8 protein-coding genes are annotated in these 14,072 nt (G+C 47.1%); 3 read left to right on the forward strand and 5 right to left on the reverse strand.

Annotated features, from left to right (window positions below; genetic code table 11):
* Positions 1-228: 228 nt before the first annotated feature.
* Complete coding sequence (locus tag ACZIX4_RS09195) at positions 229-1,524, forward strand: NAD(P)/FAD-dependent oxidoreductase (RefSeq protein ID WP_463335335.1); 1,296 nt, start codon at positions 229-231, stop codon at positions 1,522-1,524.
* A gap of 31 nt (positions 1,525-1,555) precedes the next feature.
* On the opposite strand, the gene ACZIX4_RS09200 is transcribed toward ACZIX4_RS09195, so the two are convergent.
* The 4 genes from ACZIX4_RS09200 to ACZIX4_RS09215 form a co-directional block, all read right to left on the reverse strand.
* On the reverse strand, positions 1,556-2,065 hold the full coding sequence (locus ACZIX4_RS09200) for a hypothetical protein (protein WP_463335336.1): 510 nt from the start codon (positions 2,063-2,065) through the stop codon (positions 1,556-1,558).
* A gap of 58 nt (positions 2,066-2,123) precedes the next feature.
* On the reverse strand, positions 2,124-3,464 hold the full coding sequence (locus tag ACZIX4_RS09205) for a T9SS type A sorting domain-containing protein (protein WP_463335337.1): 1,341 nt from the start codon (positions 3,462-3,464) through the stop codon (positions 2,124-2,126).
* Positions 3,465-3,534: 70 nt separating this feature from the next.
* Positions 3,535-5,883 carry a translocation and assembly module lipoprotein TamL gene (gene tamL, locus ACZIX4_RS09210; protein WP_463335338.1) on the reverse strand — a complete coding sequence of 783 codons (2,349 nt, stop codon included), beginning with the start codon at positions 5,881-5,883 and terminating at the stop codon, positions 3,535-3,537.
* On the reverse strand, positions 5,861-10,999 hold the full coding sequence (locus ACZIX4_RS09215) for a translocation/assembly module TamB domain-containing protein (protein ID WP_463335339.1): 5,139 nt from the start codon (positions 10,997-10,999) through the stop codon (positions 5,861-5,863). Before ACZIX4_RS09215 ends, tamL begins: the two co-directional genes overlap by 23 nt.
* 438 nt (positions 11,000-11,437) lie before the next feature.
* Here ACZIX4_RS09215 and ACZIX4_RS09220 point away from each other — a divergent pair, with 438 nt between their 5' ends.
* Together ACZIX4_RS09220 and ACZIX4_RS09225 are read left to right on the forward strand one after the other, a co-directional pair.
* Positions 11,438-12,112, forward strand: coding sequence for a response regulator transcription factor (locus ACZIX4_RS09220; protein WP_463335340.1), 675 nt, complete (start codon positions 11,438-11,440; stop codon positions 12,110-12,112).
* Between the two features lie 4 nt (positions 12,113-12,116).
* Entirely contained in the window at positions 12,117-13,502 is a 1,386-nt protein-coding gene (locus ACZIX4_RS09225; protein ID WP_463335341.1) for a sensor histidine kinase, read from the forward strand.
* Here the strand turns inward: ACZIX4_RS09225 and ACZIX4_RS09230 are convergent.
* Positions 13,499-14,065: a pseudouridine synthase gene (locus ACZIX4_RS09230; RefSeq protein ID WP_463335629.1), complete on the reverse strand. Its 567-nt coding sequence runs from the start codon at positions 14,063-14,065 to the stop codon at positions 13,499-13,501. The genes ACZIX4_RS09225 and ACZIX4_RS09230 overlap by 4 nt on opposite strands.
* Between the last annotated feature and the right edge of the window lie 7 nt (positions 14,066-14,072).

Here is a 14,072-nt window from a genome sequence, read left to right on the forward strand (position 1 = left end):
AGTAAAAATTAGATAAGGCTAAGGCTACAATATTAACAAATCTATATAAGGTGCGGTAATTTTTAAAGGGCTTTTTTCAGCCATTGTCAACTGCAATTTGCCTACGCTAATTATTTCATAAATTTTGCCATTAACCCTGCCGTTCTTTGCACATTAACAGGCAAAATCTTAATTTTATAGGGATTTTTTTTGCAACTATACGACTTAAATATAACACCCACAATTTCAATGAAGATAGTAATCATAGGAGGGGGATTTGCAGGGCTTAACCTGGCCAATGAACTCGCCGATAATAAAAACTTCGAGATAACGCTGGTAGACAAGAACAACTACAACTTCTTTCCGCCGCTTATCTACCAGGTGGCTACGGCTTACCTGGAGCCATCAAGTATCAGTTACCCATTCCGTAAATATTTCAGGGGCAAGGAAAACGTACACTTCCGCATGGGCGAAATGGTATCTGTAAAAGCCGATGAAAACATAGCAGTGCTCCACAACGGCGAATTGCCGTATGATATATTGGTATTTGCCACCGGTGCCGAGACCAATTATTTCGGTATGGAAAACGTGAAGAAAAATGCCATACCGATGAAAACCCTTAACGATGCCCTGGAAATGCGCAACAAGCTGCTGCAGCGTATGGAAAAGGCCACGCGTTTTTCTAACAGCCGCGAACGCCGTAAGTACATGAACATAGTAGTGGCAGGCGGTGGCCCTACAGGTGTAGAGGTTTCGGGTATGTTTGCCGAAATGAGGAGGGGCGTATTGCGTAAGGAATATCCTGAGCTGGCCACCAGCGTAAGTAACGTATACCTTGTAGACGGCGCCGATGTGCTGCTTGCCCCGATGAGCAAGGAAAGCCAGAAAGATACCTACGATGCCCTTACCAAACTGGGTGTGGTGGTGAAGCTGAACTGCCGCGTTACCGATTTTAAAGACGATACCGTTTTCCTGAGCAATGGTGAAACCATACAAAGCAAGAACCTTATATGGGCTGCGGGCGTAGGCTGCCGTGCGTTTGACGGTATACCCCAGGAAAGTTTTGGCCGTGCCAAACGTATGATAGTAGATGCGCAAAATAAGGTGGTGAATACCTCTAACATCTATGCCATAGGCGATACCTGCTATATGGATGCCGAAAAAGCGTGGCCTCAGGGGCATCCACAGGTGGCTCAGGTTGCGATACAACAAGGTAAGCATTTGGCGAAGAACCTTAAAAAGATGGTTAGGGGCGAACAGCTTACACCATTTAAATATAATGACAAAGGCTCTATGGCGATTATAGGCAAGAACAAGGCCGTGGTAGACCTGCCAAGCCCGAAGCTGCACTTTAAAGGGTTTATTGCCTGGATGATGTGGCTGTTTATCCACTTGCTGTCGCTATTAACCTACCGCAACAGGCTTATTACCTTCTGGAACTGGATGGTATCGTATTTCTCATGGGACCAGCCACTGCGTATGATTATCAGGCCGGAGAAAAGGCAACGTACGGCGCCTGCACCCGCAGAAACGCCTAAAGCATAAACTAAAAAGCGATGGACAACCATCGCTTTTTTTATCCCTCCGTTTTATGGAGCCATATTTTTTCTTCGCCTGTAGCGTCAAGTACCGGTATGCTGTAAGCCATTCGGAATTTATCGGCTACGCGCAGTGCCCTGTCTTTATCTTTAGTGTGGTAAAAGGTAATGTGGCGGTTGCCGTAAAACGCATTTACAGCAATAACCTCATTTACAATACGCCCGGGTATAGAGGCTACATTCACCTGCTGTACTTCGGTGGTGAGGAATACCGATACGTATTCAAAATCAGGGGCAGGCTGCCACTTGCCAATATTCACGCCGAGCACCGACCATATGGTACGCAAGCGCCTGTTTTTAAAATCCATTTGCACCCCTTCGGTAGAGGCGATGTTGATGCCTACTATGGTTAATAAAACGCCTATGATAATTAAAACGTGTTCAAAAAGGGCGCCAACAATCAGGAAAAATAACCCTAAGGATATGGCACCGTAGCCTACAATGGTTTTAAATACAGAAATGGGCTTTACATAAGTATGCGAATACATCGGCTGGTTTTTTGCCAAAGCTATAAAAAAACCGGAACATAGTGTCCCGGTTTATATGCTATTCCTTTATAAGCTTCTGTGTGTAGGCTTGGCCTGTATCGCTTACTACGTTTATAATGTAAAGCCCGCTTTGCAGGTTGCTTACATCAATATTGCGTTGGTTTCCTTCAACAGCTACAACCTTCTTGCCCGATATATCATCTACCGTTACCGATTTTATCCCGCTACCCACAGCGGTGATATTTATTTTATCATGCACCGGGTTAGGGTAGAGGGTGAAGATGGCTTTGCTATGCTCGTCATCGCCTGCTGTAGGGCACAGTACCTGTACGGGCGAAACTGCAAAATCTGTATTACCAATACCCAGGTTGCCGTACCCGTTATCTCCCCATCCCCATATAGTGTTGTCAGATTTTACGCCCAGTCCGTAAAAATATCCTGCGGCAATTCCTGTCCAGTTATCTGAGGTGCCAATTTGTAATGGTTCATTATTAGAAAAAGGCGATACACCTCCTACAGCTAAATATCCCCATCCCCATATAGTTCCGTCTGTTTTTAAAGCAAGACTGTTTCCTTGGCCCGCAATAACAAGCATCCAGTCGTTGTCAGTGCCTACTTGCACAGGAACATTACTATCTGAAAAGGTACCATTCCCAATTTGGCCATTTCCATTATACCCCCATGCCCATAGTGTACCGTCTGTTTTAATTGCTAAGCTATGCGTACTACCGGCAGTGACTGATTTCCAGTTATTCTCATTTCCTATTTGGGTAAGCTCATATATATCATTAGAATTTCCTACACCAACCTGACCTGAGTAGTTCCCCCCACGTCCCCATAAAGTTCCATCTTCTTTTATAGCAAGAATATGAAAGCTTCCGGATGCTCCGGATTTCCATGACGTTTCTGTGCCTAATTGTATGGGACTGTAGCTTGCAGAAGATGTTCCATTATTGTATAAATACGTTAAACTTCCCCATAACCATAACGTATTATCTGTTTTTATAGCTAATGTGTTTCCCCATCCACAAGTTGCAAATTTCCAATCACTGCTTAAAAAATGTGGTGTATGTAGTTCTTCAGTAGTACCAATACCAAGCTGTCCATTATTATTCATGCCCCATACCCACATATCGCCATTGTTTTTTAAAGCTATGGTATGCGCGAAGCCTTCAGATACAGAGAGCCAGTCCGTGTCGGTAGTAATTTTTACAGGAAGATATTGGTCATCGGTAGTACCGTTTCCTATTTCACCAAAGTCATTAACGCCCCAGGCCCAGAGTGTGCCGTCGGTTTGAATGCCAAAACTTGTAGCATCTCCGGCAAATACAGATTGCCAGCATTGAGAGTAGGAGCAACAGCACACGGCTATGCCCATCAGGGTAAGCAATTTTTTCATAATCAGTTAGATTGAATGGATTAAATTTTTCTTTTTCAAGCTAAAGATAATGATAAAATCTTACAAAAAATTAAAAAGGATAGCCTATGGCAATGTTCAGTACCAGGTTGTCTTTGCGCCAGCTGCGACTGCCAAATTCAATTTTGTCATATACCCACTGGAATCCTTCATTAACTACCGGCTTGCGGATAGGGAAGGCCAGGTCTACACGTAGTATCAGGAAAGAAAGGTCCAGTCGCAAACCTGCACCGGTACCTACGGCAATCTGGTCGGTAAACTTACTGCTGAACTCTGCGCCCGGCCTTAGCGGGTCTTTGTTCCAAAGCCATATATTACCGGCATCTACAAACACCGCCCCGTGGAAAATACGGTACAGCTGCCCGCGGTATTCGGCATTCATTTCCAGTTTTATGTCGCCACTCTGGTCGGGCAAAAACGAACCGGCATCGTAGCCCGGAGTACTCCTGTAGTCGTAACCGCCGGGGCCAATGGAACGCGCACGGAATGCCCTGATGCTGTTTACCCCGCCTATAAAAAACTGCCTGATGTAGGGCAGGGAAGAGGAGTTGCCATACGGATAGCCCACACCCACAATAATGCGGCTGGCCAGTTGCGAGTTTTCGCCCAGTTTCAGGTAATGGCGAAAATCCTGTTCGGTCTTGGCAAACTGGCTGAACGGCACTTTGAGGACGTTTATGGTATCGCCACCCTTAATATCAGCCCCCGTAACAAGCCCGGTTATGGTACCCGCAAGGTCTATAGAGCCTTTGTAGTAAAAGGTATGCCTCTTGCGTTTCTGCATGGTATTGGTGTAGTTGTACGAATAGGTAGGCCCAAAGATGAGCTGCTTGTCTATCACCTTTTGCAGGGCCGGGTTTGCGGGGATGCCTTCATCCGGGTTACCGTTAATCTGGGTGTAGTATTCCTGGGTTACGTTAGCCGGGCCTACAAAGTTAATATCGGTTACAAACAGCTGGTGCTCGGTGCGTATGTTGTCTTTCCACAGGTAACCAAACTGCCCCCGGAAGGAGTTCAGCGCATACAAATGTATCCGTTTCTGGAACTCATAACTCAGCGATGCCTTAGTCCTTGGCACAAAGGCGCTGCTGTCCTTTACCTTAAACGGGGTAATGAAACGCGGCCATACAAGGCTGGTTTCGCCACCTATGCGGTATACGTTGTAGCCCTTGTTTTGGCCTGCTACCTGTACCTCCATACCGCCAAAGGCCGATATGGTAAGCAGCTCTGCCGCACGGAAGGTATTGCGGTTGCTCCAGTTTACGCTTATTTCGGCACCGTTGTAGTTGGCCGAATTGGTTTTACCCGTAGTTTCTACGCGGATGGATTTCTTTTGCTGGGGCGTAAAGTAATAGTACGCATCGAGTGCATTTTTTACGGAATCAGACGGGTGGAACTCGTTTTTTACAAACTTGAATGTACCCAGGTTTACCAGCCTGTTCAATGACAGGTTATGGTCGCGCCTGCTGTAAATATCGCCTTTGTGGAAAAACAGTGTACGGTCGTAAATTATGGGGCGGAAGGTGTGTGCCGAATCTATTATGGTAAAATCCTTGTAATGCACCACGGCATCGGGCTTCACGGCTATGCTGTCTGTATTGTTGGTAAGCGAATAGTTCGGGTAAATGATAATCTTGTTGATTTTATACGGCTTGGTAGCCTCTTCAGGTGTAGTTGATTTCACCACAACCTTCAGGTCTACCTGGTAGTTGCCCACGGTGCTGTCTACCCGTACCAGTATATAATCGGGGTTAAAGTAAAAATAGCCACGGTTTTTAAGGCGGTTGTCTATGCGTTCGCGTTCTGATTTTATTACGTCAAGGTCATACGGGTCGCCAGATCTTAGCAGGGTACGGCGCTGCGTGCGCGATATGGCTTTTTCCAGCCGGGTACCCATGCTGTCTTCAGGGAAGGTAACATTACGTATCTTAAACTGCTTGCCGGTGGTTACGGTATACATTGCTTTGGCACGCCTGTTTTTTGAAATGGAATCGGCTGAGGTGCGGGTTTTAAAGTAGCCCTTGTTCTCTACATAGCTTTGCAGCACATCGGCATTATAGTCAAGGTCTACCTGGCTGAACAGTACCGGGGGTTCACCCACTTTGGTACGCAGCCAGTGCCTGAAGCCTTTTTCTTTTTTAGGCTCTCCGGCCAAATTATAGAAGTACAGCTTAAACCGCAACCCAAATACATTGCTGTTTGGTTTGGGGCGCAGCAGTGCCTCCAGTTCCTTTTGCATGGCCTTGCGCTGTTTGCGGGTCATCAGGCTGTCCTTAACGGTAACCTCGCCGCCCGTGTACAGCATTTCGCCATCGGGCAGGTGTTTTGTGTTGCTGCAACCAAAAGCAAAAACAACAAGCAGTAAAAGGCACAACGGCTTATTTATCAGTATCTTCATCATTAGTGCTGTTTGGTGGCAAATCGTTATTTTTCTTTTCTTCCTGTTTCTTTTTGGCTTTGGCTTCCGCTTTTTCCTTTTTGCGTTCCTCTCGGGCGCGGGCTTTGCGTTCGCGTTCACGGGCCATCATGTCCCTCTCTGCCTGTGTGCGGTGGAACAGCTCGCGGAACTTATTATAGTTCATGGTAATGATAAACGAAACGCCCGTTTCTATTACCTGTCCCTGCAGCGCTACCTGGTATTCGTTAGTACGGTAGGCCCTTACAAGGTACCTGCCGTCTTGTGTAAGCTGGTAATCCAATGATACGTCACCGGCTATGTTGGTGGTCTGCTCATTAGCCTGTTGGGGGCCTTCAAGCCCGAAGCTGCTGCCCACAGTTACTTTAAGGCGGTCGTTAAACAGGGTTTTAGATACACCTACATTCAGGTCGGTCCGGTTTGCCTGTTCGCCTGTGGTATAATCCTCGGTCGATTCTAAATCGAAATTCAGTTCAATACCTTTAATAAGGTCGGCGGCAATATTATTAAGCTGTTGCGACAGTATCTTGCTCACACTCTGGCGGGCAAGGGCTTCGGCGCTGGTGCCGCCTGCCTCACTGGCAAACGGGTTTTCGCCTATAAACCTGTTCAGCAGCAACAGTGCCAATACCTGTTTGTTCAGTTCCGATGGCTGCTGGCGTATCTGTTCCAGCTTGGTTTCGGTAGTGCTGATAACGTCGCTTGATACGTTGTAGTTGCCCTCAGGTATTTCAATGTCAAACGAAAGTTCGGGTTTCAGCAGCTCGCCGTTTATTTTCAGCAGCGTATTTACGGGTATCTTTTGCTTGTACATGTTGATGCTTCCTTGAGGCTGGTTGCCTAACTGGTCGCTTACCAGGTCGATAGGAGGGGCTTCAGTTTTGTAAACGGCAGTAAGGCTCAGTGTAGCATCGGTAGGGTTACCGGTCCACAGTATATAGCTGCCACTTTGTATGTCAAATTTCCGTTTGATGAAGTTGAAGGTCATTTGGTACGCACCTTCGCTAAACTCGTAGCGGCCTGTAAGCGTGGTTTTACCCGATGGGTCTATGCCGCCGTTAAGGTGTGCTTCGCCTTTCAGTTCCAGGAAGTCGCCGTTGCCTTTGTCTATCACAAGGTTCAGGGTGGCCTCCTTCACGATTTCTATACTTACAGAAACATCCATGCCTTCCAGTGGCGACTTGTTTACGGCTTCCTCTATTTTAAGGCGCTGCATGGCTTCTATGTTATCCTCGTCTACAAACTCCACTATGCCATCCCTGTCGGCTATGCGCGGATCCTGCTGCGGCATTACTACGGTAAAGTTGGTATCCTCATTTATCTTCAGTTCACCGTCTACCACTGGGTTTTCCAGTGTGCCTTTTATATTCAGGTCGGCATCAAGGTACAGGTCGCCGTAGTACAGGTCGTTGTCCTTGGCCTTGCTGTTTATCGCCCTGAAGTTCTCGGCAGTAACGTTCATATTGAAACCAAACGCCTTATAATCAGTAGTGGCTATGCTGCCGTTTATAGTAAGCAGGTTGTTTTTCTGGTCCTGTATTTTAAAGTTATCCATTTGAATACCCGCGTTTGTAAAACGGATATTGTCGTTAATGCCCTTGTACAGCGCGTTGAACTGTGTAACCTTAAAGCTTACATCGTTAAACTTCAGGTCACCTATGATGTTGGGGTCGGCAGCCGTACCGGTGATATCAAACTGACCAGATAGGTGCCCGTCGCTCTCCTTAAGCGCCCCGAACGACAGCGCCTGTATGCTGGTCATGTTCAGCGTACCGATGTTCAGGTTCAGGTCAAAACTGCTGGCAGTGGTGTTGTAGTTACCGTCCAGTTTTACATCGTTGCCGTTTCCGGTAATGGCCACATCGGCGGTAAAGGTGTTGGCTACCTTATTGTCTACATTTATCTTGATGTTGCCCACGGTGTCTTTTGCCACGGCAAAATCAGTAATATCCAGTTGCGATTCAAATACCGGGCTGGTGTTCAGGTCGCGTACTTTTGCGGTGCCGTTAATGGTACCCTTAAATTTCGATTCCTCTTTCTGTATGGCGTTGGTAAGCGTTTCTATCTTAAAATCGGTCAGGGCTACGTCCAGTGGGGCATTGGCACTTTCCGATTCGCTTTGCAGCTTTATAGAACCGTTGTCCTTGCTCAGCTCAAAGTTATCCACGTACAGCCCGCCACCGTTCATCAGGCGGATGAGGTTACCCTCGGCTATCTGCCATTCTTCGTAGTTCAGCATCAAGCCGTCCGGGTTCAGGCTGACTTCCGTATTGCCGTTTACCTGCTTCATTTGCCCGGCCAGCATGTACTGCTGTTTCTTTTTCTGGTCGTCTATTTCCAGGCGGTAGTTTACAGTGTTGTCTTTAATATCTCCCGTAACCGAAGTTTGCCCCAACTGGAACGTACTGTTTTCCAATCCCTCCACACGCACGGCGTACACCATTGCGGTATCGGTTGTTTTTATATTCGCCTCCACACCAGAAATGGTGTTGTTGCCGTAAATCACGCGTGGTACCTTGGCATTAAGCACCAGGCTGTCGTTTGTGCTGTTGTAACCGCCTTTAATGGCAATTGGCTCCAGGCGGGTAATCTGCGGTACCAGCTTGCTGATAATAGGGTCATTATCTACATTAAGGCTGAAGGTTATCTGCTGTGGGTTTTCAGGTTTTTCCAGCGTCTGTGTTTTTCCGGTGTTGTAGTATTTGGCAATGGTATGCTGTATGGCTGCGGGCAGTTGCGTAAGCTTGTATTTACCCACCGCCTTTGCCTTCAGGAATTGCGAATCGATGTGTATATCGGTAGTATCAGCAGTAGAAAGCGCCACAATCTTGATGGAATCCAACGCAAACTGTTCGCTTTCATTGGCAAACATAAAATGGTGGATTGCCACACGACCGTTCAGGTTGTCGGGGTTGGCATCGTCTATATCGGCATCCACATTACCACGCAGTTTTAACGGACCGGCATGCAGGTTCAGCTTTTCAAGGTCGGCGATGTCTATGTTCAGGCGCACCTTGCCCTTAGGATATTTCCCTTTAAACCCACCTGAAGCATCCAGGTCGAAATCCAGGTTAGGGTCGTCCATATTGGCGGTGGCGTTAAAAGTGCCGTTGTTTATCTTGCCGTCTACAAAAAGGTGCTGGTACGTATAGCCGTTGTATTCGGCTTTAATCACCGTGCCTTTAAACGATGCATTGGCAGTATTCGGGTCAAGCCCCGTGCCTTTTATCTTAGCCTTTATGCTGATACGCCCTATAGAATCGTTCTTTATCAGCTTACCGATATTGAAATTGTCAATGTCTACAAAGGCATCATATTTTTCGGCCCCCTTACGGCTTTGGTCAAAAATACCTTTCACTTTTGCATTGCCGTAGCTGCTGTCCAGGTTAAGGTTGGCATTGATGTTATTCATCGTACCCTTAAACGAACCCTTTACCGCTATGCTTTCCGGGATTTGTATGGTAGGGGGTATGGTACCCGCAGGTACAAAGCTGTTGATGTCCTTAGCGGTGGTTTCCAACTGGCGTATGTCCAGGTCGAAGTGCGTTTTCTTAATATCGGGAAGGCCTTTTATTCGGCCGCTGGCAGCCACTACGGTCTTGCCTATGCCGTGCAGTTCCAGGTTGCCTATATCCAAATCGCCAACAGTGCCCTGTACATTGGTGCTAAGGTATACCGTGCCGTTCGGGTTATCCTTAAACGGGTTTGTATTGGCAAGCTGCGGTGCAAAAAGCAACACATCCTTAAAACCTATTTTGCTGCCATTTATATTGGCATTTACTTGTAACGTATTGATGTTTTTCTGCACCGCCTGTAGCGAAGGGTAGGCCACGGCAATGTGGTCTTTCAGCAGCGTATTCGGGGTTTTAAGGTACAGGTTTTTCAGCTCGGCACCCCTGGCTCCGTATAGTAACTCTGTACGCAACTCCTGCACGTTTACACCGCTTTTATCCTGTACGGTAAGTTTTTCTATATCCCCCGAAATGGCATTTGCAGTATACGATAAGTCTTTTGCTTTCAGGTTAAGGTTTTTTATATCAAGGTGTTTGTAGTCTATCCCTTTGGCAACGGGCGCTGCGTTTTGGTCATCAAACTTAAAAGCAATATCCTTCAGGTCGGTTTCCCCCAACTTAAATGTCCATTGTGCCTGTTGTACAGCAGCGGATGTTTCGGGCAACGTATCTGCGGCCTGTTTTTTGGCTTTGCCCATAGCCAGTTGTCCTTTAAGGCCGGTTATTTCCAGTTTTTCAAGGTCTATTAGCTGTTTTTGCAGGTTTACCTCATTTACTTCGGCTACCAGTTTTTTCAGTTTCAGTCCGGTGTCCAGCCTGCTGCTTTCGTTGTCATAGCCCACATCTATATCGGCAAGGTCGATACTACCCAGCTTTAACGACAAGCCCGGCTTGCTGCTGGCTTGTTCGGCAACTTTCTGTGTGGTCTGGGCTATTTCATCGACCATGCTTTGCTTAAAGCGGACTTTCACCCCGTGCAGTTTTACATCGGGGATGCTGAACGCCAGCTTATCCAGGTCGAACTCCTTAAAGCGGGTTTCAAAATCGGTAATCCCGGCGGTGAGGTAGTTACCCGTAATATCGTCGTCATACTTCACGCGGATGCGTTGCAGCTTTACCTTATTGATGGAGAATTTCATAGGGGCAGCCGTGGTGTCCTTTGGCTTGCCACTATCAAAAGCCTTGATGATGTAGTCAAAGTTAAACACGCCCTGCTTGTTGCGGGCTACTTTGGCAGTAATGCCCTGCAGGTCGATGCTGTTTATCTCCACCTCATTGCTCATAAGCTTAAACAGGCTGATGTCCACGGCCAGTTTTTCGCCTGCCAGCAGTGTATCGCCCTGCTGCGATTCAAAGTACACATCCTTCAGGATTACCTTTTTTGGCAGGCCGATTTCTATACGGCCTATCTGCACTTCGGTGCCTATTTTCTTCTCTAAATAGTTTACGGCATAGTCCTTTACCTTGTTTTGTACGTAGGGGATTTGTAGCAGCAAAACGATGAGTAAAAACAATGCAATGATACTCCCGATGGTCCACGCGAGTATTTTAAGGGATTTGCGGATGTACTTTTTTGCCTTAGGATTCATTTAGCTACTAAAGTATAGAGAAATGCAGTAACGGATGCCTAATATTTTGCTAAAAAAAACTTACAAAAAATAAAAAAAGTGACTTTGTATATATCTTTCCGCATTCTACAAATCCCGCCGATTGGTGAACCCCGGAGGGGTGGCATATCTATAGAAATTGGAAACGCAAGAGTGACAGAGCTCCGGAGGAGCGGCATATCTTTACGATTATATGCCGTTCCTCCGGAACTCCCGTGTAAGCCCTGAACCATTTGCTATAGATATGCCGCTCCTCCGGAGCTAAAAAAGACTGTTCCCTGCTTTGATAGTTGCTCATGTCTTAAGAATCCCTTAAACACAACTCATGCAATACGGGCATAAGCCGCAATTTTGTTATTTTGTAGTAGAATTATTCAGGATAAAGCAATATATTACCAATAACCGCAGTATTTTTACCGTATGGCAAAAGAGATTTTAGTTGTAGAGGACCAGGAGGGCATATCTAATTTCCTGAAGCAGGGGCTTGAGGAAGAGGGCTATACCATTACCGTGGCATCAAGCGGCGATAAAGGCCTGGAACTGGCCCTGCAAAAACGTTTCGACCTTATTTTGCTGGACTGGATGCTGCCAAGGCTTTCGGGGCTTGAGGTATGCCAGGGCATCCGCAAGGAAGACAGGGATACCCCCATAATTTTCCTTACGGCAAAAGATACCGTACAGGACACCATTGCAGGCCTTAAAAACGGGGCCAACGACTACATAAAAAAACCGTTCAGCTTTGAGGAATTGCTGGAGCGCATAAAGGTGCAGTTCCGCAACGTGGCCGAAGAAAAGCCCGTATACACCCTGGGGCCTGTAACCCTGAAAACCGAAACCCACCAGGTGTTTAACGGTGATACTGAAATTTCGCTTACCCATAAGGAATTTACACTGCTGGAATACCTGCTGAAGAACAAAGGTGCGGTATGCACCCGCAACGATATTATTAAGGATGTGTGGAACATCCATTTTGACTACGATACCGGCGTTATCGACGTGTTTATAAACGGCCTGCGCAAAAAGCTGGGCTTCAGCCGCGACGACAGCTATATTAAAACCATACGCGGCGTAGGCTACCTGGCCAACGACGAATAATACCATGAGGAAGCCGAGCATTAAAGACCGCATAGCCTATTTTAACCTGGCCGGGGCCGCTACCCTGGTGCTGGTTATTTTTATTGTTATCTACCGCATAGTGCTGGCAGGAGTGGTGTACGGCATTAACCACGACCTGAAGGTGGAGGTAGACCGCCATACGGCTTTTGTGGCGGGGCAGGGGCACTTTGAGAAAATGGTGAAGGACAACGAATGGGCTGAAGCCGAACGCAATACCATGGATGGCAACCCCATCTTCGTGGAGATATTCGACAAGGCGGGTAAACCCATTAAAAAGTCGAATAACTTAAAGGAAAGCCACCTTATTTTCCACCGCCATAAAGACACCGCACATTATAACGACGTTACCATAGGCAGCATTACCGTTAGGCAGATGCAGGCGCAACTGGTAAACAAAGGCGAACTGGAAGGCTACGTGGTTATCGGTATGTCCATATCAGACCATTACAGTGTTATGAAAAGCCTGCGCACGGTGCTGCTCATTGCATACCCGCTGGTGCTGCTCATGTTGTTTTTCCTTACCCGTTTTATAGCTGGGAAAAGCCTGTTGCCCGTATTCAGCATTATAGATGCCACCAAGGAGGTTTCCGATAAAAACCTTAATACCCGCATATCACTCCCCGAAAAGAAAGACGAACTCTATACCTTGGCCATTGCTATAAACGAGCTGCTGGACCGCATAGAAAGCGCCGTAGCACGGGAGAAGCAGTTTACTTCGCATGCATCGCATGAGTTGCGCACGCCATTAGCAGTAATTAAAGGTACGCTTGAAGTACTGGTACGTAAACCCCGTACTACAGAGGAATATGAAGCCAAGATTCAGTATTGTATAAACGAGGTGAACCGCCTTACTACCATAGCCGACCAGCTGCTGATACTCACACGTTTTGAAAGCAGTAAAGAGGTGGTAAACAAACGCCAGCTTGCCCTTGATGAAATAATCCTTGAAGCCATAGAACGCCATTCGCCTGAAATGGAAAAGCGCAACATGCACCTTGATTTTACCTTCGGGGAGCATTACTACATCAGTTCTGATGTGTTTATGGCAGGTGTGATTATGGACAACCTTCTGGGCAATGCCATTAAATATTCTAACGACGGCGGCACGGTATCGGTACTGCTTTCTGATGAAAAAGAATATATTAGCTGTATTATTACTGACAGGGGCATTGGCATAGCCAAAGAAGACATGGAGAATATCTATGAGCAGTTTTACCGTTCTGAAGCCGAGGAGCATAACGATATAAAAGGCACCGGCCTTGGCCTTGCTATTGTAAGGCGCTATTGCGACATACTGGGCATTACCCTGAAAATTGACAGTACTAAGGGCGAAGGTACGCAGGTATTGCTTCGTTTCCCGGTGCGCTAAACGTCAAACCCATCTACTTCAGTAACCCCACCCGGTTGTAAATCCCCTAACAGGATATTGCCCACACGCACGCGTACCAGCCTCAGCGTAGGGAACCCTACCGCCGATGTCATTTTACGTACCTGCCTGAACTTGCCTTCCGTTACCGTGATGCTTACCCAGCTTGTAGGACCGTGGCGCTCGTCGCGTATCTTCTTCTGGCGCACGGGCAGGGCAGGGGCTTCCTCCAGCCGGAAAGCCTTGCACGGCAGTGTGGTATACTTTTCGCCTTTAACGCCTATCTGTACGCCGTCTTGTAATGCGGCTACGGCTTCATCGGTAATAAGGCCGTCAACCTGCGCGTAGTATTCCTTTTCCACCTTTTTACTGCGTACAATTTCGCTCATCATGCCGTCGGTAGTAAGCAGGAGCAGGCCTTCACTGTCTTCGTCCAGCCGGCCTATGGCCATGGTGTCGGGTGCAAAATCATGCAGTTCGCCCAGCAGTTTTTTGTTGCGCTTCAGGTTATAGGTAAACTGGCTCAGGTAGCCCCAGGGCTTGTATATAAGGTAATGGTGGTGCATGCTGTTA

Source organism: Flavobacterium niveum, from assembly GCF_055231775.1.